Source organism: Martinezella hainanensis (assembly GCF_900094555.1).
Lineage (GTDB): Bacteria > Pseudomonadota > Alphaproteobacteria > Rhizobiales > Rhizobiaceae > Rhizobium > Rhizobium hainanense.
Genome location: NZ_FMAC01000006.1, coordinates 337,275 through 362,529 on the forward strand (window position 1 = coordinate 337,275; position 25,255 = coordinate 362,529).

Below are 25,255 nucleotides of genomic sequence, written 5' to 3' on the forward strand. Positions count from 1 at the left end.
CTTTTCTGGCCCAATGCCGCATACGCAAATGAAAGGGACTTAAGTGTCTGACGAGACTGAAGTGAAAAGGGTTCGGGGAACCGGTTGGAAAAGCGTCTATGATACGCTGCGAAACGAAATCCTCGCGCTCACCTTGCCGCCGGGGCAGCTTCTCGACGAGATGAGCCTGGCCGAACGCTTCGACATGTCGCGATCACCGGTGCGGGAAGCCTTGATCCGCCTGGGTGCGGAAGAGCTCGTCGTGACGCTTTCCAACCGCAGCACGATCGTTGCGCCGATCGAAGTCGCGACCTTTCCGAAATATGTGGAAGCGCTCGACATTGCGCAAAGGATGAACACCCGTCTAGCTGCGGCACTGCGAACCGATACCGACCTCAAGCTCATTGCCAAACGGGAAAAGGCATTTGCGACCGCCGTCAAGATTGGAAATCATCTGGCGATGTCGGAGGCGAACAAAGAGTTCCACATGGCGATCGCCTATGCCGGCAAGAACCAGTATCTGGCCTCTTTCTACGACAAGCTTTTGTCCCAGGGTCAGCGCATGCTGCACCTGCATTTCGAATATCTGGAGCGTACCCACGAGGGATATCTCCTCACGGACGAGCATAGCCTGATGCTGGAGGCGATCCGGGATAGGAACGTCGATCTGGCGGATGAGCTCGCCCATGCTCACACCCGGCAATTCCAGGACAACTTCATCAATTTCATGCGCGAGAACTACGCGACGGACGTTTCCCTCGGACCCGCGCGAGCGGCTGAATAGGTGGCGCGGATGAAAGTGATCGGTTTTGTAGGCACCGGCGCGATCACGGAAGCCATGGTGGAGGGCCTCCTGGCCGAGCCGGCGCACTCCTTCAATATCCATGTCTCGCCTCGCAATGCGGAAATCGCCGCAACGCTTTCCGCCAAGTTCGATAAGGTAACTGTCGCGACTGACAACCAGGCAGTCGTCGATCAGAGCGACATTGTTGTTCTCGCCATCCGTCCGCAGATTGCCGAGGACGTCATACGCCGGCTTCGTTTCAGAGAGGGACAAAGCATCATCAGCGTCGTCGCCACGATGGAGCGCCAAAACCTGCTCGACTGGATCCAGGCCGATACAGAGCTCGTACAAGCGATCCCTTTGCCATTCGTTGCCAATCGTCGAGGCGTGACCGCCATCTACCCTCCCAATCAAGAAATCGCCGCCCTGTTCGATGCGCTTGGTACGGCCGTTCAATGCGCATCCCGCAAGGAGTATGATCTTCTTGCCGCGGCCAGCGCCATGATGTCGACCTTCTTCGGTATCATGGAGTTCACGAACGACTGGCTGGAAAAGAACGGGCTCGATCGAACGAAGGGCCAAGCCTATATCGCACCGCTTTTTGAAAGCCTCGCGCAGCGGGCCAATGAGAAGACTGTCCATTCGTTTCATTCGCTCAGCAAGCAATTCGCCACAAGGGGCGGGCTGAATGAGCAGGTCCTATCAGATTTCGAGACGAAGGGCGGGCACACCATATTGGTCTCGGCATTGGATCGGGTACTGGCTCGTATCGAAGGACGCGGTGGCGACATCTGAGGGCATGGCCCGTTATAAACGAACTTACCTTCAGAACCCCACGTTATTGCACCGGCTACATTTCCGGCAAGCACTAAACATTTTGCTCTTGAAGGGATAAGAACCAATGATCCTGTTATTGCAAATTCCGTTCGCAACGCATTCATTAGGTGAGCCAAGAGCCTGACCCTGCCGGAATGACTGATTTGAGGTGGTGAACATGGAATGTTGCGAACAAAGATACTCGCCGCATCATGGCGCCCGAGTGCGCGCCGATCTCTTCAGAAATAAGATCAACACAGTTTTATTTTGTCGCTCCGGCCGTGAGGCCCGTGATGAGTTTCCGCTGGAATAGCATGTAGGCAAGAATGAGCGGCCCGATGACGATAACAGCGCCCGCCGTTAACACAGGGGTATTGACCGTATAACGCCCCTGGAAAAACAACATGCCAATCGGCAGGGTCCGATAGTTATCATCATTGACAAGGACAAGCGGGATAAGAAACTCGTTCCAAGTCCAGATAAACAAGAACAATGCCAGCGTAGACATTGACGGCAGCATCAAAGGGACGATGACCTTGGAAAGAATGTATCGTCTGGATGCCCCGTCGAGGACAGCTGCTTCTATGATTTCCGACGGCAGCTGTTGCATCGCGCTGGCCATGAACATGGTCGCAAAAGGCAATGACATGGCAATTTGAGGAAGGATCAGCGCAGCATAGGTGTTGATGAGACCGACATGGCGCATTTCATAGTAGAGCGGAATGATGAAAGCCTCGGTCGGCACCATCATGCCAACTGTTAGAAGGACAAAAATGGTGCGCCTGAACGGAAAGGTCAGGAATGCGAACGCGAATCCCGTTAACGTGCCAAGTATGATGCTAACGACTACCACCGGGAAAACAATCATGACGGAATTCAGGAAATAGACATTAAACCGCCCATCGATCCAAGCATTTGCATAATTTTCGAAATGGGGATAGGCCGGCAATACGAATGCGCCCTGCAGGAGATCTGTACGACTCTTCAAAGAAGTAAGTATCAGAAGAGCAAAGGGAACAACAGTCAAGATCGCGAACAGCCAAAGAATGACACGCGAGGGCAAGACTGCGCCTATTCCATGAGAAGCTCGGCTCACGATGCACTCCCTTCATTCACCGGCCGCACCAGCCGATGAACGGCATAGTTGATTGTAAAGACTAGAATTGCACCGATGATGGCAACGGCCGAGGCATATCCATAGCGATTCAATTGGAAACCAAGCTCGTACATATAAATGTTGGGAACGAGGGTCGCATTGGCCGGGCCACCCCGCGTCATCGTAAAGATCAGATCAAAACTCTTGATAGAAGAAATGATAGTGAGAAGGAGCGCGATACGTATCTCGGGCAGGAGGAGTGGCAGTGTGATGAAGAAGAAAATCCTGCTCCCACTGGCACCGTCGACCCTTGCCGCTTCAAACAGCGCCGGATCAATCCGCTGGATGCCGGAAAGAAACAGGACCATGCAGAAACCAAAGAAATACCAGCTTGCGACAAGGCCAACGGCGGGCAAGACAAAGGTGAAGTCGCCAAGCCAAGGTAAAGCGATCGAACCCAAGCCAATCAGCTTCAGTGCCTGATTGATGGGACCGAAAGCGGGATTGTAAAGCCAGTGCCAAATGATGCCAAGGACGGCGGTAGGCATGATATAGGGCAGGAACAGCAGCGTACGTAGTGCGAACTGCTCGCGTTGCCTAAGCGTCCAGACCATCGCAGCAAATGAAAGGCCAACGACAATCGGAATGACGCAGTAAAATACCATGAAAAAAGCATTATTTTTCAACGCTATATAGAACGTCTCATCTGAAAGCAATTTTGCATAATTGCCAATCCCGATCCAGTTGGGCGGACTGATCCCATTCCATTCAGTGAAGCTGATACCGATTGCCGCAACAATAGGACCAAGGACAAGAGCAAAATAGAGCAGCAAACCGGGCAGAATATAAATGAGATTTCTGCTGGCCTTTGCGTCAAGTGGCGAGCGTTTCATGCACCATCTCGGAAATATGCCAGACGCCGAATTGTACTGCTCTGGCCGTGATCAGGATAGACGTACCGAAGTTTCCCGCCGCTGCTTTTTGTCAATTGAGTAGCGCGGCGGGATAGGTGTGCACCGTGGTAATCACTTGCTCTTCATGTAGGCGGCGTAGTCCGCATCGAGCTTGCCGACCAGTTCTTCTGGTGTTTCCTTGTTCGCAAGCAGCAAAGGCGTGTTTTCGTCAAACGTCTTGAGCATGGTCGGGCTCGCCCAATCGGGATAATGTCCAAGGGCATTGTTATCGTTCAACGACTTCCACATTGAGATGCCTTCTTTCAGGAGTGGGGAAGCGCTGACCCCGGCATCCTCCGGAACCGGAGTTGCAGGTAGATAGCCGGCATGGACCCAGGTAACGGACGCGTCCTTGGAGACCATATAGTTGATGTATTCGCCGGCCAGATCCTTCATTTTGTCACTCTTCGCCAGGCTCGTGATCGCCCAGGCAAGGTCGACACCACCAACCGAAAGCGGATGCTTGATGCCGGCGGGTGCCGGGATCGGCATGAAATGGATATCTGGATTGTTTTGCATCTCGCCAAAGTACCAGGTCCCCGAAATCAGGAAGGCTCCCTGGCCAGCGACAAACAGTTGAACGGCATCATCACCTGAGATTCCCTGGTAGCCGTCGAAGAAATAACCGTTCTTTGCCCAGTTCTGGACAAGTCTGGCCGATTCCAGATTACCGGGCGTATTCCAGGTGCCACCACGGCCGTAAATCAAGTCATCGAGCGCTTTTCGATCAGATGCATCGATATGCGCTTGACTGATCCCCGCCAGCATATGGAGCGCCAGGTGGCCCTTGGCCGTACCGATCGTGAGCGGTGCGGTGCCTGCCGCCTTGACCTTATCGAGGGCGGCAAGGAAATCGTCAAAGCTCTTGAGCGGAAGTTCAACGCCAGCGGCTTTCAAGACCTTTTCATTGTAATAAAGGCCGACGATTTCGGCGAGCGACGAGATGCCGTAGGTCTCACCGACACCGAACTCGCCCTTGCCCGACCAGCGGTCGCGCGCCAGGAGACTATCAGACTGGTTTTTATCCCATCCATATTTCTTGAGGTAGGTATCGACAGGAACGAGAAGGTTTTCCTTCACCATCGCCCCCATCGCGCCAGCTCCCTGGTTGACCTTGGTCACCACTGGGCCGTCGCCGGAGGAAACGGCGAGCTTAAGCGTAAGATTGAGATCCTGGAAATCGCGTACGGTGTGGTCAAGCTTAACGTCGGGATGCGCCTTCTGGAAATTGGCGTTGAGCTCGGTCATCACGGCGGCTCTCGACTCCGAATCGTGGTCGTCCCAAACCGTGAGTGTGTCGGCAAAGGCAATAGTCGATATGCCAAACCCCACGAAAGTGGCGCCCGCCAAAATTCCTGCCTTCTTTAGAATGAATGCTGCATTGATGGAGATGAAATCGCTAAACATTGATTGGTTCCCTCTAGCTGCGTTTTGGCAGTTTCTATCGATTCCAACCGGCCGGTCTTACTAAGACATGCCGAATGTCTTGCATTGTCAGGCCTTTACTGGCCCAACGAATTTCCTTATTCTTTCCAAAAAGTTTGTGGGCTCTGAGCCCTCAGATGCAGTCCCTCAACCTTCTCAGTTTTACCGCCGCCTGACATCAGTTCGCACCGAGCAGCGGCCAGCAAATCGATGATGCCATGCCTCCTAAGATCGACGATTGTTTCATCCGTCCGGCCAACGAGGACGACGTTGACGCCCTCTTCCATATTTGCCTGATGACGGCTGACGCCGGAGCCGACGCGAGCGCGCTTTACAGCAATCCGCGCCTTCCCGGTTATGTGTGGGCCGTGCCTTATCTCAAATTTGCTCCGGATTTTGCGTTCGTTCTCGCCAAAGACGAGCGGGTCATAGGCTATGTTGTCGGTACGCCGGATACTGCAAGCTTCGATGAAGCGCTCGACAGAAACTGGTGGCCGCTTGTTCGGCGGGAGATCGCTGGCCTGACACCGAGCGTTGCAAAAGACGCCGATGTTCTGGAGCGAATCGCCAACCCTCATAGCGGAACGTCGGGTCTTGAAACGACCTACCCTGCGCATCTTCATATCAATATTCTGCCTGAGGCCCAATCGGGTGGGTGGGGACGCCTGATGGTCGAGACCATGCTCAACAAGCTTTCGGGCCACGGCGTGCCTGCGGTCCATCTTGGCGTTAGTCCCGCAAACGAACGCGCCAAGGGCTTCTACAGGCATCTCGGTTTCGAAGAACTCAGCCACAACGACCACCTTGCCTTCGTCATGAAACTGGATAGGCCGGCAGTTTAAACGCAAGTCCTGCCCCCATCCGCTCATCACCTGTTCTCCGCGTTCGCAGCTTCTAAGCCATATTTAAGGACAACAGCCGCTGGCATCGCGCTCCATCCCTGCAGCAGAGAGCCGCGTCCGTAGGGTGGCGAGAAATACTCGACCGCACCTGCCCAACCATTTGCCAGGCAGGCCTCCCACCAGCGTATAAGCGCATAACGCGCTCCACCAAGGCCGTGGCGTATTCTTTCTTCCGCATAGACGCCGTCCCAATAAGGCCAATCCGATCCATTGTGGTAACGGAAAGGGAAAGCGGTCTTCGATCTCACGTCACTTGCCCGTTTAAATGGTGGGAACGCGCAAAGGACGCCCCAATCGCCATAGGGCTGCTGCTTGTTATTTCGAGCTTCCAGGGCCGCTTCCATCGCCTTCAGGAGGCCAGCGGCGCGCGTCGGCGAAATGGCCCCATAACGGGAGAGCGTCAGGCTGTCGAGCACGAGATGATCTTCAACAAATCCATCAGGGGTGATGAAATCGGCGTAACCGTTTCTGCTCGGGACAAAGAGCTTATCCTCGATTTCGGCACGAGCGTGCTGCGCTGTTTCGCTTGCCTTCCGTGCCAACGCGGGATCGTGCCCCGCCCCCAACTTAGCCACGGCATCTAAAGCGCCGACGAAAAGGCCGAGATTATAGGAGACGAGACCCTCCCGATAGACGTTGTCTGCCCAGTCCCTGTCATTTCGTGGCTTGAGCGGCAGTACGCTACCAGGGCCTGCAAAACCCAGATATCGTTCAACGATAGCCGTGACGAGTGGCCAGTGCAGCAGTGCTTCTGCCGTATCCCCCGTGGCATCCACATAGTCGACGAGAAAGAGGATGAAGAAAAGCGGGCTGTCAAAATGATCGCTCCACCAATCACCTGGACGATTGTGATGCTCCGGAACAGCCTTTCCGTGATATTTCTCTGGGTTCAGCCTGCAATCGAGAACGAAGTTCTGCCAGGCGCGCGATTGCGCCGGTCCGGTCACGATCACGCCGCTTGGCGCCTCCCCGTCGGGCTGGATTCCCTTGGCCAAAAGTCGAATTTCATCGCGTACAGCTTCTGGCGCAAGCTTCAGCAGTATTTGCATCGTCCAGTAGCCATCACGATAATAGGTGCGTGCGGGCGCGCTGTAGGCCTGCCCAGCAGCCAGGCCGGCAAATACGCCATTCTCGTCAAGACGGATGCTGGAAAAGGCGGCATGCGCGCCCTGCATCACCATGCTGCGCATCACGGGATCGGCCTTGGGCGCGACGTCGCACCGGGCTACATAATCCGCAGCTTCCGCTACGATAGCATCGCCTGCAAGACCAAATGCGGCTTCAGCCTCCTCTTCGGAGGCACCGGCAGCGACACGGATATCACCATTGCTGACCTCAATGATCATCGCTCCCCAGCCGGTCACGACCGTGCGGCGGTTATTGCGTTTGATGATCTTGGCCCGCGGACTGTCCTCGTCAATCTCATGCCACCAGGCACCACGACGAGCCGGATAGATTCCTTCCAGGCGAGCATTGCGGATCAGGAGGATGGGCTTTGACTGGGCCACGAAGATGCCGCCCGCTTCGGCAATGATCCTGTTTGGACCATAGACGTACGGTCCGGCCAGCTTGGAAAAACGTATGCGCCCCAGGCGGCCGCTTCCCCAAAGAGCGAGATCAAGATACCCGTCGGGATGCGCGTCCGCCTGCAGCCGAGGCGCCATGATCGGCAGAATGACGGGATGCCTGCTGATGATTTCGCCTTGGGACGTGGGGGTCATCATGGCAAATCAAGCACCTTTCACTGCGCGGTGTCGGGAATGGGATGACGTGTGAAATCCAGGCTGCGATATCCAGCAACCTTGCCGGATTGGAGCGCGATGAAGTCCGCAGCGAATGCGGGACTATATCTCCCATCCTTTGACCTCGCTTTCATTACCCCTCCGCAATTTGCTCAGCCATTGGGCAAGTCTACAAATTGGGCGCTTAATTTGTCAATGACATGGACAAATTAAATGATTTGGTTTAGCCAGATAACTGAGATTCACTTGAATTTCAGGACTTTTTCACTTGAAATTGGCACAGCCGCAGCGCGAGCTGGATGAATTAGGAAAAGGTCCCGAACTAATTAAGGGTGGAACGCGTGCCAGCAATGATGCCTAATGCGAACCAGACACCGATAGCGCGAAAAATCTCAACAAATTCCGTTATTCGGACCATACTTGCAAAAGGCCCTATTTCCCGCGCGGATATTGCCAAGCAAACGGGCTTGTCCAAACAAACGATTTCCGACGTCGTTCGCAATTTGGAGAACAATGGTTGGTTGAAGCCGAGCGGATATACCGACGGGCGCCTGGGGCGAACTGCAATAACCTATGAGCTTGATGCAAGTGCGGGTTTCGCAGCATCCATCGATCTAGGCGGAACCAAGATCGCCGCCATCATCTGCGATCTGGTTGGTAACATCGTCGCCGAAACCAAAGTGCCCACAAGTTCGCTCGGCGGGGTCCATCTGGTCGATCAATTCCACGCCATTATACAGGACCTTGCTCGGAGCGCCTGCATCGATCTGGCCAAATTGCGCGTCATAGTGCTGGCTACGCCAGGTGTGCTTGATCCGGCCACCGGACATATCAATGTCGCCCCGAACATCCCGGGAGTCGAAACAATTGACTTGCGCGGCCTCTTGAGTGACCGGATGGCAATCCCGGTCATCATTGAAAACGACGTCAATCTTGCCGCACAGGGAGAACGATGGCGAGGGCACGGCTCCACATCAGATAATTTTGCCTTCGTGGCGCTGGGCACCGGTATCGGCATGGGCATCATTGCAAATGGCAGCCTCATGCGCGGCGCACGCGGCGCCGCCGGGGAGATCGCCTATCTACCTCTCGGCGGGGAGCCATTTGATCCGGGTGGCTTTACCCTCGGTACTCTTGAAAGCGCTGTGGGTAGTGCTGCAATGGTGCGGCGTTATTCTGGATATGGTGGGCAGGGTGAGGCAACTGTAGCGGATCTTTTTTCGGCTCTGGCGGCTGGCGAGCCAGCCGCTGTTGCCGTGATCGAGGAAACTTCGCGATCGATTGCGCTTGCCATTGCCGCAATCGGTGCAACGCTCGATCCAGAACTGGTGATCATGGGCGGCAGTATCGGCGCGCGCCCCGAACTTGTCGAAGCTATTCGCAGGTATTTGCCACGTTGCACGCCTTACCCACCCCGTATCGAGATCAGTCAGTTTGGCAATCGGGCTGCTCTCGTCGGCGGCATCGGCATTGCAGTCGAGCACATGCACCAAGAGCTGTTCGGTGTTGATTTGCAAGATCCATGAGATGAGCATCGTATCGCGCAAATGAATTGCTAGAAGACGAATTCAACAGGCAGAGATTGAGGAGATAGCGAGCCGCCGGCGAGTGGCCACAAGAGATATACGAACAACTAGGGAATGCGCAGCCGCGCCCTGCTTGTGTGATTGCACGCCGGACGGAGGCACGGCTATTCGACAGCTGCGCTCACGACAACAAGATTGGGCGACCATATCATCTTGAATAGATTTGGTTCTTCGGCGATCCATCCATCGCTGTACAGCTGGTGCGCCGATATTGCACCTAGCTGATCTTGAAAGGGGCGGAACCGCGGGCTCGCTCGTCTTCCTCCGGCATCAATCAAAATTCTGGCTCTTGATCTTCAGATTGTCGATATCAGGATCCGGGTTGCCCTGCCCCAGGGACCCGTGGGCGCCTTTTCGGGTTCTTCCTTATTGTGGAACGGCCCCATTAAGCCGCCTCCGTATCAGGGGCGCTGTCGGGGGCTGAAGCGCGTTATGCAGGATAAGTGGGAGGATGCCACCGGCCCGGAGAATTTCGACCTCCGCGCTGGTTTCGATCGCTGCTGTCGCGACAAGCTGCGTCTGTTGCCCATCTTTACGTTTCACGACAACCCCTATCTGGCAACGCGGATCGACGCGAGCCGCATCCGCGGCGATCTCGATAACGTCACCCGACACAAGCGCGAGCTCGTCCGGACCAAAACCATCCGGCAGCCGCAGCGGCAGGATGCCCATGCCGATCAGGTTCCACCTGTGTATCCGCTCGAAGCTCAGGGCGAGAACCGCCCTTACCCCGAGCAAGGCAACTCCCTTCGCAGCCCAGTCGCGCGACGATCCCATGCCGTATCGCTCGCCAGCGACGATGACGACGGATCGATCGTCTTCAGAATAGCGTTGAGCCGCAGCCCATAGGGACATCATATCGCCCGAAGGGGCATAGACGGTCGAGCCCGGCGGGATATCCGCGCCGATCAGGTTGCGGACGGTCTTGTTGGTAAACAGGCCGCGGACCATGGTTTCCCAGTTTCCCCGGCGGGACGCGAAGACGTTGAGATCGGTTGGGTTCTCTCCTCTCTCGACGAGATAGGTCCCCGCATCGCTGCCGACTGAAACGGCGCCGGCCGGAGAAATGTGATCCGTGGTAATATCGTCGCCGACGACCAAGATGGGATGAGCCTGATAATTGCCCAGCAACGTGCCCTTGCCGAAGCTCGCAAAGGGCGGCCGGCGAATATAGGTCGACTTCTCGTCCCATGGAAAAATGGTCGTGGTCGGCGCATCGAGCTCGCGCCACGCCTTGCTAGCCTCGGCTTTCTCATAGGCAGGTGCGAAGTCCCAGACATTCGCAGCCCGTGCCAGGGCCTTGTCGATCTCCGACGCCTTCGGCCACAGCATCGAAAGCGTGACCGGCATTCCTTCCTGCGAAAGACCTATGGGGTCTGAGAGTATGTCCAGCTCAACGGTGCCGGCCAGAGCAAAGGCGACGACCATCGGCGGAGATGCCAGAAAGCCTGCCTCCAGCTGCGGATGCACGCGCCCAGGGAAATTCCGGTTTCCCGACAGCACCGCCACGGGCAGGATGCCGCGCTCGGCCATGGCCTTTGCGACAGGCTCCGTCAGCGGCCCGGAATTGCCGATGCATGTCGTGCAGCCATAGCCGACGATCCCGAAACCCACCGCCTCAAGATCTTCAAGCAGACCGGCGCGCTCGAGATAGCGCCCGGCAGTCGGCGAGCCCGGCGCCAGCGAAGTCTTCACCCAATGCGGCGGACATAGCCCGTAGGCGCGCGCCTTGCGCGCGAGCAGGCCGGCTGCAACAAGCAGTCGGGGATCGGAGGTGTTCGTGCAGCTCGTGATCGCGGCGATCGCGACGGCGCCGTTGTTTGGCTGTCCCTCAACTTCCACCGATACCTTCATCATGTCGGCGATGGCATGCGCCGTTTCGCCGACAGGGATGCGGTCCTGGGGACGCCGAGGACCAGCGAGACTCGGCTCGATGCTTGCGAGATCGATTTCGAGTGTCGAGGTATATCGTGGCTCGCACGACGGGTCGAACCAGATGCCCACGCGTCTGGCGTAACGCTCAACGAAATCGACATGACCCTCGCTTCGCCCCGTCGCTCTCAAGTATTGCATCGTGTGGCCGTCGATCGGGAAATAGCCGCTGTTGCCGCCGAACTCCGGCGTCATGTTGGCAACGACGGCACGATCGCCTGCTGTCAGCGTCGAAACGCCCGGCCCGTAGAATTCGACGAACTTGTCCTGAAGATCGATCTGACGCAGCAGATGGGTAACCACCAATGCCAGATCGGTGGCAAGAACACCCTCGCGCAGGCCGCCGGTCAGGCGCACGCCTACGACATCCGGCACGCGCAGCGTCACCGGCATGCCGAAAAAGACGCTTTCCGCCTCCAAGCCGCCGACGCCCCAGGCAAGCACGCCGATGCCATTGATCATCGGTGTGTGGCTATCCGTGCCGATCAGCGTATCGGGAACGGCCCAGCGCCTGCCGTCCTTCTGCTGGTCGGTCACGACCGTGGCAAGCCGCTCCAGATTGAGGGTATGCATGATGCCCGTCCCGGGGGGATGGACCCTAAAGCCGGAGAGCGTATTGGTCGCCCATTTCATGAAGCTGTAGCGCTCTGCATTGCGCTCATATTCCCGCACCATGTTCCGCTCCAGCGAAGCGGAGCTGCCGAATGCATCGACGGCAACCGAATGATCCGTCGAAACATCCACCGGCACCACCGGATTGAGCAAGGCGGGGTCACCGCCGGCCTCGGCCAATGCCGAGCGCATGCCGGCGATATCGACGAGCGCCGGCCCGCAGGTCGTGTCGTGCATCAGCACGCGGTTCGGCAGGAAGGGGATTTCGACCTCGCTCCTGCCTTCGTCGAGCCAGGCGATGATCGCCGATTTTGCGCGTTCGGCGTCGTCTCCCCCCGTCCGGAGCACGTTCTCCAGCAGGATGCGATGGATATAGGGCATCCGGCCAAGGAGAGCGCCTGCTACCTGCGGCAGATCGATGATATCATACTGGATGCCGTTTGCGTCGAATTTGCTGATCGTCGTCATGCTCTGAAACTCTGCCTCAGGTTTTGGGCTGCCTGGCGCGCGCGATATGAAACTGCCCAGATGGTCCAGCGTCCTCCGCCGTCTCTCCGTTGGAGACCCGCATGAACCAGGTCATCAGGAAGGACAGGAACAGCAGTGCGGCGAGGAACATGAGCCCACCGAGAGCGCTGCCCGTCCAGGTCTTGGCTGCGCCCATGGCGTAGGGACCGACAAAGCCGCCGAGATTGCCGATGGAATTGATGGCGGCAATCGAGACTGCCGCGGTCGAGCGGCTGAGGAAGAGACCGGGCAACGACCAGAAGGGCGACTTGAAGGCATAGATGCCCGCAAGCGCCACGGAGATAAGGCCGATAGCGATATAAGGATCGCGGGTCAGGCCCGTGGCCGCCAAGGCGACACCGGCAATCAGCAATGGTGCTGCGGTATGCTTCTGACGCTCGCCGGTGCGGTCCGAGCTGCGCGACCACAGGACCATGGCGATGGTGGCAACCGCATAGGGCACCATCGCGACGAGGCCGATCTGAAAATGGCTGAGATTAGCGCCGAATCCCTGGATGATCTGCGGCATCCACAGTCCGATACCGAGATTGCCGACCTGATAGATGAAATAGATGGCCGACAGGAACAGCACTTTGGGATTCGAAATCGCCTGCCAAAGCCCGAGATGCTTGACGTTCTTGCGGTTGGCATGATCAGCCGCGAGCTCCTTGGTAAGCCAGTTGCGCTCTTCCTCGGTCAGCCATTTCGCCTTTTCGGGGCGGTCGGTCATGTAGAAATAATTGAAGATGCCGGCCGTAACCGCGGGAACGCCCTCAAGAATGAGCATCCATCGCCATCCGGGAAGGCCGAAGCCGCTGACATTGTCCATGATCCAGGTGCTGAGCGGCGCACCCATCAGATAGGAAACGGGAATGGCGGCCGTGAAGAACGCCACCGTCGTCGCTTGCTCCTTCGAACGGAACCAATAGGTCAGATAGATGATGATGCCGGGGAAGAAACCGGCTTCGGCAACGCCGAGAAGAAAGCGCAGGATATAAAGCTGCATGGCGTTCTGGGCAAAACCAGTCAACACGGCAACGGCGCCCCAGGTCAGCAGGATGCGCGAGATCCAGATGCGCGATCCGTATTTCTGCAGGGCGATGTTGCTCGGCACCTCGAAGAGGAAATAACCGATGAAGAAGATACCGCCGGCAAAGCCGAAGGCTTCGGCAGACAGCGCCAGATCCTTGTTCATCTGCAATGCCGCGTAGCCGAGGTTGGCGCGATCCAGATACGAGATGACATAAAGCAGGAACGTGTAAGGGACGATCCTCCAGAAGACCTTCCGCATCGTCGTCTTTTCTAGCGCGCTTGTCGCTGTATCGGTCATTGCTACCTCCCAGAAGCATTGATGGCGGCCCGAGGTCAACTCGAGCACATATGGTCTATTTACACAATATGATTATAAAATGCAATTGCGACGATGTGCGTGCCGCGTTATGATTTTGGACACATCATTCAGGGAGGATGTCCGCATGACTGGAGAAAGGACGAGGATCGCCTATGTCGGCGCCCGCACGACGAGGGCTCGCAATGCGCGCGGCAACGGGTTGAACGTCTATCGGCTGGCGCAGGATTTGAGCTGGGAGCATCGTCAGCTCCTGGAGATGGAAAACCCTTCCTTCCTCGCCTTCGATCGAACGGGGCATTTCCTTTATACCGTTCACGGCGATTCCGATCGCGTCAGCGCTTTCTCCATCGACCCGGCATCAGGACACCTGACCTTCCTGAACAAGCAATCGACCGAGGGGCGCAACCCTGTGCATCTCTCGTTCGATCCATCGAACCGGTTTCTGATCGTCGCAAACCACGTCACGTCCACGCTCGCCGTTCTTCGCCGCCAGGAAGATGGGCGACTTGGTTCGGTCGAGAGCCTCACCACCATCGAAGGAGAGGTCGGCCCGCATCGGGTCGAACAGCCTTTCGCCAAACCGCATCAGGTGGAATTCGATCCTTCGGGAAACTGGATTGCGGTGCCGGACAAGGGATTGGACAAGATCCTCGTTTACCATTTGGATCCCGCTTCCGGCATGCTGACGGAAGTGGCGTCCTGCCACTCCCGGGAGGGCGCAGGCCCGCGTCACATCGTCTTTCATCCGCGAGGGCGCCTTGCCTATGTGATCAACGAATTGGACTCGACCGTCGCGGCGCATCGCTTCGACCCGGCAACGGGCAGCATCGAGCCGTTCCAGATCCTGTCTTCGCTTGCCGACAGCTTTACCGGCAACAGCCGCGGTGCCGAAATCGCGGTTTCCGCCGACGGCCGCTTCGTCTACGCTTCAAATCGCGGCAGCGACACGATCGCAGCCTTCTCGATCGGCGAAGACGGACGCATGACACCCCTGGGCTCGTGGGCCACGGCAGGAAGGACGCCGCGCTTCTTTGCCATGCTCCCAGAGGGCCGGACATTGCTGGTCGCGAATGAAGACAGCGATACGATCACTGCCTGCAGCATCGACAAGGCAACCGGGCATCTCTCGCGGATATCGAGCACCCTTGCCGTTGGCAGCCCCGTCTGCATCCTTTTCAAGGATTTGGATCATACCTGAGGCGTTTTGATGCGGCTTGCCCCCATAATGTGGGTGTAGAGAAACGCTGCCGCCTCATTGCGGCGGCCATCTTCGACCAGATCGAGAATATGCAGGTGTTCGGTCGTCTGCCGCGGAAGCCGGCTTCTGTCGATCGTGATGTGATATTCGATCAGCCGACGCAGGCGGTTTATGCGTTTGATCGCATCGAGGAAAAACTCGTTGCGCGAGCAAGCCACGAGCATTTCGTGAAACTCGTTGTTTGCTTTGAAAATATCAGCGCGGGACCACGTCTGATATCCGCCCTGCCCGAGTTCCGTCTGTACCTGTCTCGCGTGTCTGAAACCTTCGGGGTCGGGCCTGAAGCTCGGCAGCAACATGGCCTGTTGCTCGATGACGGCACGGAAGGCATAGCCATCTTCATAACTCTGGCGTGACGTCAAAGTCTGGCGGAAAGACCAACCGTTACCGGGCAGCCGCTCAACCCATCCCTCATCGGCAATGCGGTGCAGGATCTTCAGCAACCGGCTTCGCGGCAGATCGTAAAGGCGCATCATTTCGCTTTCACTGACTCGCTCGGCGAGCTTGCCGGAAAAACGGTCCTCTGCGATCCGGAAATAGATGACTTCGTCACCGTCGCCGTCCTTCAGACCATCTGGCCTTGATAATTCCAGATCGTCGCCGTCAACGGCCAGAAAATAACCCCTATTCGGCTCCGCGCGCACAATACCCCGACCCTCCAGGCTCCGCAGCGCACTCATGATCGGAGCGCGGGAGACGCGGAATGTATCAGCCAGCATCTGGAGAGGCAGATGCTGGCCTTTGCGCATCCCATTCGCTTTCACGAATTCGATGATATTGCCGCTGATCTGCGGCGTGAGGCTGCTTCTCGCCATGACTTCCGATTCATCGCTTTCAATACGGGTTTTTTATCACCGCAGAAAACATCAAGACAGCCCTAACGATGCCTGAACCCGATCTTCTTCACCTGGCGTTTTTGACGAATTCCGTCGTATACGTCCTTGAAAGATCGATTTGCTTGCCTTTGACATTCTTGGAGAATTCCGAAGGAATCGTCAGAACAGTTTCGGGGCCTCCCTCAGGCATCATCCCGTCCGGCGTGAAGATGCCCTTACTTGCCTCGAGCGCCTTCACATATCCGTCCTTGTGATAATTACTTTAGAAGCCCTCAGAATTGCATTTTATAATTATATTATTTATTTTTAGAAAAGGGTGACGAAACGTATTCCGACGGCACCGGATAGATAATTTACGCGATACAAGACTTTAGGTTTCGGCTCGCCCTTGTCGCTTGCCGTCTGGCGATAGCCCGACACTCCGCGTCATCGATCGCAGATCCTCGTTAGCAATCCCGCTGTATCCGACATGCACAAGACCTTCGCTCCTTTCGTTGCGATTGCGACAATCACCTGGTCAGATGGACCTCGCCACGTCATGAGCCTTCTTCCTGCAGGGCCTGCGAAGCGCATTAATTTTTCAAGCCTCAAGCAGTGAGACTAACGCCGCGCACCAGCACCACGATACTGATCCTGGCCATAGCCAAGCTTTTCACTAATCTCACCAGCGGCACGCAATAGGCTGTCAAGGTAGTCATCTCGGTTGCGCACCCCATCCTCCCGAGGAGTGACCAGGCACAATGTAGCAATACAGTTACCGCCTGCTTGATAGATAGGGACGGCAAAACAGCGGGTAAAATTCTCCACCTCGCTATTGAAGGTGAAATAGCCGTCCTGGGCAGCCCCGCGCACCTGCGCGATGAAATTCGCCGGATCCAGACGTCGGCCGTCGGGCAGGATGAAATCCTCAGGCGGGATGAAGTCGACAATCTGCTGGTCGGACAGATGGGAAACGAGCAATCGCCCGGACGCCGTCCAGGGGATGGAAACGAGTTCACCAACATTGGACGAGATACGGAACGGGCGAATACCTTCGCGCATCATGGCAACGGTGTATTTGTTGCCCTCAAGAAGGCACATTTGTGCAGTCTCGCGGGTTTCCTCGGCAAGGCGGGTCAGCATACGCTCGCACTCGCGCATGAGATCGAAATGCTCGGCATAAGCTGTTCCGAGGAAGTAGAGGCGGCGGCCGAGAAAGACTCGCCCTTCGTCGCCCTGGTAATCGAGCATCCCATGGCTAAGCAAAAGGTTGACCAGCTCATACACGGACGACCGCGGCGCACCGATTTCCGCCGCGATCTCGTTTGGTCGCATCGGCTGCCGCTTCACGCGCAGGAATTCCAAGATCTCGAATGCGCGATCCAATCCCCTGGTGCGTCGTGCTGCGATCTCGACAGCAGCCTCGGCCATGCATTTCTCCAATCTTCAGGCGCGATCCGCGCGATACGCGACACAATCCACTTCGACCTTGCAGTCGACCATCATGCGTGATTGCACACAAGCTCGGGCGGGAGGATTCTCGCTGAAATATTCGGCATAGACGCCATTGAAGCTCCAGAAGTCCCGCGGATCATCGAGCCATACACCGACGCGTACCACGTCCTGCAGGCGGTAGCCCGCCTCCTCAAGGATGGCAATCATGTTTTCGATGGCCTTGCGGCTCTGGGTGATGATGCCCCCGGGAACGATCTCGCCCTTTTCCATTGGCACCTGACCGGAGACATAGAGCCAGCCGGCGGCTTCGGTTGCTCTGGCGAAGGGAAGCGGCTGACCGCCAGCCCCCGTTTCTCCCGCGCCATATCGCTTGATCGTCATGATATTTCACTTCCCTGCTTAGTTGAAACTTGAAGTCTTCAGAAACTCGGCGAGCCGCTCGGTCCTGGGCTTCACGAACATTTCCCTGGGGTCGCCTTCCTCGCAGATGACCCCCTGGTTCATGAAGATGACCCTTGACGATACCTCGTAGGCAAAACGCATCTCGTGGGTCACGAGCAGCATCGTCATCCCATCTGCGGCCAGTCCCTTGATGACCTGCAGCACTTCCCCCACCAGTTCGGGATCGAGGGCGGAGGTCACTTCGTCAAACAACATCAGCCGGGGAGACATCGCGATTGCGCGCGCGATCGCGACGCGCTGCTGTTGGCCACCGGAGAGCTGACCCGGATAGTGATTGGTGCGCGCCGAAAGGCCGACCCTGTCGAGCCAGCGCTCGGCGATCGACCGGGCTTCGGCCTTCGGCGTCTTCTTCACCTTGATTAGGCCGAGCATGACGTTTTCGGCAGCCGTCATGTGAGGAAAGAGATTGAACTGCTGGAACGCCATGCCGGTCAGGGCACGCTGGCGGGCGATCTCCCTTTCGCTCTTGCGGCGGCGCGAAGTCCCTTCGATATGATAGCCGATCTCCTCTCCATCGAGGCTGATCGTGCCACCCTGAAACTCCTCCAGCATATTGACGCAGCGCAGCATGGTGGTCTTGCCGGATCCCGAAGAGCCTATGATCGAGATGACCTCGCCTTCCTCGACCGAACAGTCGACGCCCTTGAGCACCTCGTGGTTGCCGTAGGTTTTCCGCAAACCTTTGATTTCAAGCATGGTCTTGGCCATTGGTCAGCTTCCTCAGGATGGAAGGGCGGTCTTACGCTCGACGAATTTGCCGAAGCGCTCGATGCCGAAGTTGACGATGAAATAGAGGGCACCCGCCAAGAAATAGAACTGCAGGCTCATGAAGTTACGCGAGATGATCTCCTGCGTCCGCAAGAGCAGCTCGGCCACGCCAATGACCGACAGCAGCGTCGATGCCTTGACCATCTCCGCGGCGGTGTTGACCCAGGTCGGCAGGCACTGGCGCAAGGCCTGCGGCCACAGGACGGAGGTAAATGTCTGCCCGAAGGTCAGTCCGATCGCCTTGGCGGCTTCGGTCTGCCCGCGCGGTATCGCCTGAAGCGCGCCGCGTACGATCTCGCCGACGTGGGACGAACAGAAGACCGCCAACGCCAATACGCCGGCAGAGAAAGGCCCCAGATCGACGCCGACGGCGCTCGACACATAGTAGCTGGCGAGAACCAGGACGAGAACCGGCGTGCCTCGGATGATATCCGTATAGGCCCGGACGACCAGCCGGAGCACGGCATTGCCATAGGCAAGCGCCAGCCCGACGAAGACGCCAGCGACAGAGCCCGCCAGGATTGCGAGCAGCGAGATGGAAACCGTCATCATCAAACCGTTGAGGATGACGAAGCGGGCAATCCAGAGCTGTTCCAGGAAAGTGTGTGACATCGGCTTACCTCGGCAGGGCCAGCCGGCGCTCGACAAAGCGCATCGCGGCAGCGATCAGAAGACAGGTCGCGACATAAAGGGCGGTGGTCACCATCCATGTCTCGATGACGCGGAAACTCTCTACATTGATCTTACGGGCCGCGAAGGTGAGTTCCGAAACGGCAATCGTTGCTGCCAGCGACGTATCCTTGAACAGTGATATGATCGTCGAGGACAATGACGGAAGGACATTGCGGAACATCAGCGGCGCGATGATAGAGGTGCGGATCTGGTTGGAGGTCAGGCCAATCGCCAGGCCGGCTTCTGTCAGCCCCCTCGGGATCGAAAGCAGCCCGGCCCGAAAGACCTCTGCCAGATAGGCGCCCGAATAAAGCGAGAGCACCAGAACGAAGCTTTTGATCTTGTCGAGCCTGAAGCCCATTTGCGGAAGCGCGAAATAGGCAAACAGCACCAGCACGAGGATCGGCAGGTTGCGGATCAGAGTCACGTAGCAGCGCGCCGGAACGGCAGCCATGCTTTTCCTGGAAAGCAGGGCGAACGCCACGATCAGGCCGAGCAGAGCGCCGATCAAGATCGAGATCACCGCCAGCCCCAGGCTCAGCGTCAGGCCACTTATGAGAAAATCGAAATTGCGCCAGACCGCGGAAAAATTCAGCGTATAACCCATCTCGGGCTGCCCTTCGAAAGGAGGGAGCGAGGTTTCCCCGCCCCCTCGGAGTCAATTACTTGAATTCGACCGGGAAGCCGATTTGCGGTGGTGTCAGGTCCTTGCCGAACCAGGTCTTGTAGGACTTCGCATAAGCATCGAACTCGACGCCCGTCATCGCCTCGTGCAGGGCGGTGTTGACGAAGTTCAGCCAATCCTGATCGCCGCGCTTGACGCCGCATGCGTAGGTCTGCGGATTCCAGCCGTAGCCGGCGTCCTTGTACTTGCCGGGGTTCTGGGTCATGTACCAGGCGAGCGAGGACTGGTCGGTCGCAGCCGCATCAGCACGGCCGGACTCAAGCGCCTGGTAAATCAGGTCGACGGAGTCGTACTGGTCTACCTTCGCATCCGGGAGTGCCGCGTGCACCATGGCTTCGGCGTAGACGTTCTGAAGCACCGACACCGTGACCGACGAGCCCGCAGCCTTAAGCGCGGCGTAGTCGGCATACTGGCCGCCTGCCTTCAGCATGAGGCCCACACCTTCGCGATAGTAGGGAATGGTGAAGGCGATCTGCTGGGCGCGCTCGCCGGTCACGGTCATGAACTGGCAGGTGATGTCCACCTTGTTCGTCGTGATGTTGGGTATACGTGCGTCGGAAGACTGGTTGACGTATTCGATCTTGTCCGGATCACCGAATAGAGCCTTCGCGATAATATGGCCCATGTCGATGTCGAAGCCCTGAAGCTTGTCGTCGGCGCTCTTGAAGTGCCACGGCGCGTTGGTGCTGCCGGTTCCCATGATCAGGTGGCCGCGGGTCAGTACTTCATCAAGTTTGCTGCCGTCGGCCAAAGCCGGTGTGGAAAGTGCTGCAACGGCGGCCAGGGCGATCAGGCCGGCACGGAAAGAAATAGTCATCGCGTTCCCCTTTCTTATGAAACATTTTTATGTCCAATATACCAGACGCAAGTCTATTTTATTGGATTTTCATAGGAAGCTGCATCGGAAATGAATTGTCAATAGAGACTGCCCAAAAAATCTGCAGCGAACGATGCTGGCTGCTTTTTTGGCGGCGCAGCATTCTTCGAGCCGAGGATTCCATGCTCTCGAGCGGCAACATTCCAGTGAGATGGATACGCCGGTCGCGATGGTTGATCTGGATGTAACGAAGGGAAATATCGAGCGTTTTCAGAGTTATGCAGATCCTCATAGGTTGTGGGTTCGCCGCATATCGAGACCCACAAGCTGCCTGCCATCGCTGAAATGCATCTCCAGTCCGGCGCTTGCAGCATCAGCTACAAGGAAATGTGGGAAGCCGAAGCCATAGGCAGGTCAGCGACGCCATTACCGGTGCACTGATTGCCTGGAATATCCTCGGTCAAGCCAAGCTCAGGCGACCGCGCGCACTGGCGAACAAAACGCCCATATTGTTTGAGCGATGCTTTCGGGAAACGAAGGCTACGAGATGCGCCAATCCCTTGGCGAAGCCGTGGCATGAGATAACGGGAAGAAGCTTACACGCCCTACAGGGGCAGCAAGTGGCAATGGATGGAATATGGTCACGACTGTCGCTTCCTGAGCCTGACATATGGACCGGCATGGCGTTATCGCCGATGTCTTCGGGCCATTGAGGTGAAAGCGTGCGAAACCCCATCGAGGCTCGCGCGGCGAATGTCGCCGCTGCATCAAGAAGCCGAATATACGTCCGCAATTGTGATCTGATATCCAGAATTTGCCAGGCTTGTTGCAATCGGGCAGGGTCCATATACGCCCCACATATGTGGAAGACCCATTAACCGGCAAGAGCTGCTGTAACGAACGCATTCTCACGTTTAACTGCCAAACGGCACGGGGATAAAATATGGGATATCTGCAAGCACCAACTCATGGTGCATGCCACGCCCGTTTGAGACGCCTAGACAGATGCAAAGGGCTGGCGTTAAGCTTTGATTTTGTAACAGCGATGCCAGAACCATGAATATGATTGGATCCCCCGGGCAATCGGGAGAAGACAACGAGGAAAAGATACTGACCAATCCGACACGGCTTGGAGGCCGCCTGAGGCTCGCCCGACAAACCCGTGGCTTGACCCTCAAGGCTCTCGCCTTGGCTGCGGATTGCTCTGAAAGCCTGCTGTCGAAAATCGAGAATGGCAAGGCTTCGCCCTCGTTGCCGATGCTGCACCGGCTTGTCGGTGTTCTGGGTACGAATATTGGTTGGATGTTCGAGGAGGCCGACGGTGAAGAGGGTATCGTCTTTCGTTCCGGAACAAGGCCTTTAATCGGGCTGGACCCATTGCGCAGAGGGGAAGGCATTTCTCTCGAACGGATTATCCCTTATTCGCAAGGTCATCTACTTCAATGTAACATCCACCACATTGAAGCCGGCGGTCAAAGTGCCGGACCGATCCAGCATATCGGCGAGGAGGTCGGATACGTTCTTGCCGGCGAAATCGAACTTATGGTCGGTGAGCGCACGTTCCGGCTCTCCATCGGCGACAGTTTCGTCTTCAACTCGGAACTTCCCCACTGGTATCGCAATGTCGGTGCTGAGCGCGCGAGCATCTTCTGGGTCAACACGCCAGCGACTTTTTAGCTCCCGCAGCTGTCACGGGAGCGAACTCGCGATCATCGTCAAAATCATCAATTCAAGTCACTTGACAAGAATTCAAGTTACTTGAATACTCTCCATGCAATCCAAAAACATGGGGAACAATCATGCGTCTTAACAAATACCTGTTCGCTTGCGCGCTTGGCGCAACGCTCACCCTCGCCTGCAGTCCCGGCGCCGCGATAGCGAATACGCTGGCTCTGGTGACAATCAATCAGCAGGCTCTGTTTTTCAACCAGATCAATGATGGCGCCAAGGAGGCGGCAAAGAAGGCCGGCGCCGATCTTGTCATATTCAATGCCAACAACGTTCCGAGCGCACAAAATGACGCCATCGAGAACTACATCACTCAGAAGGTTGACGGCATCATTTTGGTTGCCATCGACGTAAACGGTGTCAAACCGGCAATCACCGCCGCCAAGAAGGCCGGCATCCCCGTTATCGCCATCGATGCTCAGATTCCCAACGGCGACAATATCGCCTTCGTGGGTGTTGACAATACCAAGGCGGGCGAAGAGATCGGCAAATTCTATTCCGACTACGTCAAGGACAAGATGAGCGGTAGCGCCAAAGTCGGCGTGGTCGGCGCACTCAATTCCTTTATCCAGAACCAACGTCTCGACGGCTTCAAGTCTGCGGTAAAGACGGGTGGCCAGAAGGTCGATTTCCTCGATACAGTAGACGGCCAGAACGTGCAGGATGTCGCGCTTAGCGCAGCGGAAAATCTCATCACCGCCAATCCCGACATGACGACACTCTATGCGACCGGTGAGCCGGCACTCCTTGGCGCTGTTGCGGCCGTCACCAGCCAGGGCAAGACGGGCAGCGTGAAGGTCTTCGGCTGGGATCTGACCAAGCAGGCGGTCGAGGGCATTGATCAGGGTTGGGTGACAGCCGTTATCCAGCAGGATCCTGCCGGCGAAGGCAAGGCGGCCGTCGAAGCGCTCGTCAAAGTGAAAAAGGGCGAGAAGATCGATCCAATCATCAATGTGCCGGTGACTATCGTCACCAAGGAGAATGTCGACAAGTTCCGGGGCATGTTCAAGTAACTCCCGCACCTCGTCACGTCATGGCCGATCGCTTCGGCCATGACGTTGTGGCATCATGGCTGAGGCCATTTCCGCAAGGCAGCATTGATATGACAAACGCTGATACCTACCGCGTCAAGATGACCGGTATTTCCAAACGCTATGGCACGATGCAGTCGCTGGACAATGTATCGTTGGCCTTGAAACCGGGCGAGGTTCTTGGCCTTGTCGGTGACAACGGCGCCGGAAAATCAACCTTGAGCAAGGTCCTTTCGGGTGCGGTGATCCCGGATTCAGGGACGATCGAGATTGACGGCAAACCGGTTTCCTTTGCTTCGCCAGCCGACGCACGCGCTGCGCATGTCGAGATGGTCTATCAGGACCTGTCTCTTTGCGACACGGTCGACGTGGCGGGCAATCTCTTCCTTGGGCGAGAGCCGAAATGGAAGCTTGCGGGCATTCCGATCCTCGACAAAAAGACGATGCATGAACGGGCGCGCCATATGCTGGAAGGGCTCGGCATCGTCATTCCGGACACGTATTCGAAGGTCGAAAATCTTTCAGGCGGCCAGCGCCAGTCGATTGCGATCGGACGAGCGGCGTCATTTAACCCGTCGGTCCTCATCATGGATGAGCCGACGGCAGCGCTGGCGGTTGCCGAGGTGGAGGCGGTGCTGGAGCTCATCCGCGCGGTCAGCGCGCGGGGCGTCAGCGTCATTTTGATCACGCATCGTCTCCAGGATCTATTCCTCGTCTGTGATCGCATCCAGGTGATGTACGAAGGACGGAACGTGGCCGAGCGCCTTATCGCAGAAACGAATATCGAAGAGGTCGTCAACCTGATCGTCGGTCGTAAGTTCTCTGCGCGCTCGGCCGGTCAATCCACTGAGCGAGGCGCTTCCGCATGACCATGACGTCTTCTCACACCCAAACCGGCCCGTCGTCTCGCCTGCGCAAGGCGCGCCTGTATGACAAGGCCATAGCCAATGGTGGTATCGTTTCGATTGCCTTGTTTTTCATCGCAGTCTGCGTTTTCTTCTCCCTGTTCACCAATGTCTTTCTGACCGCGCCCAATCTTCTCAACGTCGTCAGGCAATCCGCTCCCTTGTTGATCGTGGCGGCGGCAATGACTTTCGTCATCACCACAGGCGGTATCGATCTGTCGGTTGGATCCGTATTGGCCCTTGCCGCAACGCTTTCGGCTGCCTGCCTTCAGGCCGGAATCCCATGGCCGCTTGTTGTTGTTCTGATGATGTTTCTTGGTGGGACAACTGGATTGATCCAGGGATATTTCATCGCTTACGAGCGGATCCCCGCCTTCATCGTCACGCTGGCGGGATTATCGGTCATCCGGGGCCTGGCGCTCCTCATTACCGGCGGCTACTCGATCCCGGTCGCTCCGGAAAGCCCGTTCACGGCGATTGGCCAGGCCTGGTTCTTTGGCGTTCCCGTACCTGCAATGATTGCGATCGTGGCCCTTGTCGCAGCCTATGTCGCCTTCAACGAAACGCCCTTCGGGCGATACGTTACCGGTATCGGCGCCAATGCCGAGGCGGTACGTCGCGCCGGCGTCAACACTCGACGGGTCACCTTGTTCGTCTATGTGATATCGGGTGTCGCAGCCTCTGTCGCTGGGATCATTCTTGCCGCGCGTCTGGGCTCCGGCTCTTCAAACGCCGGCCAAGGCTTCGAGCTAGATGTCATTGCCGCGGTGGTGCTGGGCGGCACGAGCCTCTTCGGTGGGCGCGGTTCGCTCGTCGGCACGGTGCTTGGAGCATTGACCGTCGCCGTTATCGCCAATGGTTTGATCCTCTCGCACATGTCACCCTTCTTCACGCCGATCGTAACCGGCGTCATCATCCTTGTGGCGATCTGGCTGAACTTCCGCCTTTTCAAGGGCGCGACGAGGAGCCGTTGA

General features: G+C 57.1%; 22 protein-coding genes and 1 pseudogene. 9 read left to right on the forward strand and 14 right to left on the reverse strand.

The genetic code is table 11. From position 1 onward, the window contains the following. The first annotated feature begins 43 nt into the window (after window positions 1-43). Together GA0061100_RS20670 and GA0061100_RS20675 are read left to right on the forward strand one after the other, a co-directional pair. Window positions 44-763, forward strand: coding sequence for a GntR family transcriptional regulator (locus GA0061100_RS20670; protein WP_075854605.1), 720 nt, complete (start codon window positions 44-46; stop codon window positions 761-763). Window positions 764-772: 9 nt separating this feature from the next. Beyond that, window positions 773-1,558 (forward strand): pyrroline-5-carboxylate reductase, encoded by a 786-nt coding sequence (locus GA0061100_RS20675; RefSeq protein ID WP_075854606.1) that lies wholly within the window; start codon window positions 773-775, stop codon window positions 1,556-1,558. 283 nt (window positions 1,559-1,841) lie between these two features. Here the strand turns inward: GA0061100_RS20675 and GA0061100_RS20680 are convergent, their stop codons facing one another. From GA0061100_RS20680 to GA0061100_RS20690, 3 genes are all read right to left on the reverse strand, one after another. After that, window positions 1,842-2,675 (reverse strand): carbohydrate ABC transporter permease, encoded by an 834-nt coding sequence (locus tag GA0061100_RS20680; protein WP_075854607.1) that lies wholly within the window; start codon window positions 2,673-2,675, stop codon window positions 1,842-1,844. Continuing rightward, window positions 2,672-3,568, reverse strand: coding sequence for a carbohydrate ABC transporter permease (locus GA0061100_RS20685; protein WP_075854608.1), 897 nt, complete (start codon window positions 3,566-3,568; stop codon window positions 2,672-2,674). The genes GA0061100_RS20680 and GA0061100_RS20685 overlap by 4 nt, the downstream gene beginning before the upstream one ends. 132 nt (window positions 3,569-3,700) lie before the next feature. Continuing rightward, window positions 3,701-5,035, reverse strand: coding sequence for an extracellular solute-binding protein (locus tag GA0061100_RS20690; RefSeq protein WP_075854609.1), 1,335 nt, complete (start codon window positions 5,033-5,035; stop codon window positions 3,701-3,703). A 236-nt stretch (window positions 5,036-5,271) separates the two neighbouring features. Between GA0061100_RS20690 and GA0061100_RS20695 the strand changes: the two genes are divergently transcribed. Beyond that, complete coding sequence (locus tag GA0061100_RS20695; protein WP_075854610.1) at window positions 5,272-5,895, forward strand: GNAT family N-acetyltransferase; 624 nt, start codon at window positions 5,272-5,274, stop codon at window positions 5,893-5,895. 26 nt (window positions 5,896-5,921) lie between these two features. On the opposite strand, the gene GA0061100_RS20700 is transcribed toward GA0061100_RS20695, so the two are convergent. After that, window positions 5,922-7,676 (reverse strand): glucosidase family protein, encoded by a 1,755-nt coding sequence (locus tag GA0061100_RS20700; RefSeq protein ID WP_425298693.1) that lies wholly within the window; start codon window positions 7,674-7,676, stop codon window positions 5,922-5,924. 374 nt (window positions 7,677-8,050) lie between these two features. Here GA0061100_RS20700 and GA0061100_RS20705 point away from each other — a divergent pair, with 374 nt between their 5' ends. After that, window positions 8,051-9,223 carry an ROK family transcriptional regulator gene (locus GA0061100_RS20705; protein WP_143525494.1) on the forward strand — a complete coding sequence of 391 codons (1,173 nt, stop codon included), beginning with the start codon at window positions 8,051-8,053 and terminating at the stop codon, window positions 9,221-9,223. Between the two features lie 426 nt (window positions 9,224-9,649). On the opposite strand, the gene acnA is transcribed toward GA0061100_RS20705, so the two are convergent. Continuing rightward, a complete protein-coding gene (gene acnA, locus GA0061100_RS20710; RefSeq protein ID WP_075854613.1) occupies window positions 9,650-12,295 on the reverse strand; it encodes an aconitate hydratase AcnA in 2,646 nt (881 codons plus the stop codon). A 16-nt stretch (window positions 12,296-12,311) separates the two neighbouring features. Further along, window positions 12,312-13,664, reverse strand: a complete 1,353-nt coding sequence (locus tag GA0061100_RS20715; protein WP_075854614.1) for an MFS transporter — start codon at window positions 13,662-13,664, stop codon at window positions 12,312-12,314. 145 nt (window positions 13,665-13,809) lie between these two features. On the opposite strand from GA0061100_RS20715, the gene GA0061100_RS20720 reads away from it, so the two are divergent. Then, on the forward strand, window positions 13,810-14,883 hold the full coding sequence (locus GA0061100_RS20720) for a lactonase family protein (RefSeq protein WP_075854615.1): 1,074 nt from the start codon (window positions 13,810-13,812) through the stop codon (window positions 14,881-14,883). On the opposite strand, the gene GA0061100_RS20725 is transcribed toward GA0061100_RS20720, so the two are convergent. The 8 genes and pseudogenes from GA0061100_RS20725 to GA0061100_RS20760 all read right to left on the reverse strand — a co-directional run bounded on the left by GA0061100_RS20725 (window position 14,874) and on the right by GA0061100_RS20760 (window position 20,617). Then, window positions 14,874-15,758, reverse strand: coding sequence for a GntR family transcriptional regulator (locus GA0061100_RS20725; RefSeq protein ID WP_075854616.1), 885 nt, complete (start codon window positions 15,756-15,758; stop codon window positions 14,874-14,876). The two genes, GA0061100_RS20720 and GA0061100_RS20725, sit on opposite strands and share 10 nt — an antisense overlap. Window positions 15,759-15,846: 88 nt before the next feature. Beyond that, window positions 15,847-16,029, reverse strand: a pseudogene (locus GA0061100_RS20730) (ABC transporter substrate-binding protein); the annotation flags it as partial. Window positions 16,030-16,379: 350 nt separating this feature from the next. Next, entirely contained in the window at window positions 16,380-17,189 is an 810-nt protein-coding gene (locus GA0061100_RS20735; protein WP_075854617.1) for an IclR family transcriptional regulator, read from the reverse strand. A 15-nt stretch (window positions 17,190-17,204) separates the two neighbouring features. Next, window positions 17,205-17,594 (reverse strand): RidA family protein, encoded by a 390-nt coding sequence (locus GA0061100_RS20740; protein WP_075854618.1) that lies wholly within the window; start codon window positions 17,592-17,594, stop codon window positions 17,205-17,207. An 18-nt stretch (window positions 17,595-17,612) separates the two neighbouring features. After that, window positions 17,613-18,383: an amino acid ABC transporter ATP-binding protein gene (locus tag GA0061100_RS20745; RefSeq protein ID WP_075854619.1), complete on the reverse strand. Its 771-nt coding sequence runs from the start codon at window positions 18,381-18,383 to the stop codon at window positions 17,613-17,615. A 12-nt stretch (window positions 18,384-18,395) separates the two neighbouring features. Continuing rightward, window positions 18,396-19,055 carry an amino acid ABC transporter permease gene (locus GA0061100_RS20750; RefSeq protein ID WP_075854620.1) on the reverse strand — a complete coding sequence of 220 codons (660 nt, stop codon included), beginning with the start codon at window positions 19,053-19,055 and terminating at the stop codon, window positions 18,396-18,398. A 4-nt stretch (window positions 19,056-19,059) separates the two neighbouring features. Then, window positions 19,060-19,722, reverse strand: a complete 663-nt coding sequence (locus GA0061100_RS20755; RefSeq protein WP_075854621.1) for an amino acid ABC transporter permease — start codon at window positions 19,720-19,722, stop codon at window positions 19,060-19,062. Between the two features lie 55 nt (window positions 19,723-19,777). Next, complete coding sequence (locus GA0061100_RS20760) at window positions 19,778-20,617, reverse strand: transporter substrate-binding protein (RefSeq protein ID WP_075854622.1); 840 nt, start codon at window positions 20,615-20,617, stop codon at window positions 19,778-19,780. 1,062 nt (window positions 20,618-21,679) lie between these two features. Here GA0061100_RS20760 and GA0061100_RS20770 point away from each other — a divergent pair. The 4 genes from GA0061100_RS20770 (at window position 21,680) to GA0061100_RS20785 (ending at window position 25,255) form a co-directional block, all read left to right on the forward strand. Further along, a complete protein-coding gene (locus tag GA0061100_RS20770) occupies window positions 21,680-22,294 on the forward strand; it encodes a cupin domain-containing protein (protein WP_143525495.1) in 615 nt (204 codons plus the stop codon). Between the two features lie 122 nt (window positions 22,295-22,416). Continuing rightward, the gene (locus GA0061100_RS20775; RefSeq protein ID WP_075854625.1) at window positions 22,417-23,358 is read left to right on the forward strand and encodes an ABC transporter substrate-binding protein; all 942 of its coding nucleotides are present in this window, start codon (window positions 22,417-22,419) and stop codon (window positions 23,356-23,358) included. A gap of 89 nt (window positions 23,359-23,447) precedes the next feature. Next, complete coding sequence (locus GA0061100_RS20780; protein ID WP_075854767.1) at window positions 23,448-24,245, forward strand: ATP-binding cassette domain-containing protein; 798 nt, start codon at window positions 23,448-23,450, stop codon at window positions 24,243-24,245. Between the two features lie 2 nt (window positions 24,246-24,247). Next, window positions 24,248-25,255, forward strand: coding sequence for an ABC transporter permease (locus tag GA0061100_RS20785; RefSeq protein WP_244557907.1), 1,008 nt, complete (start codon window positions 24,248-24,250; stop codon window positions 25,253-25,255).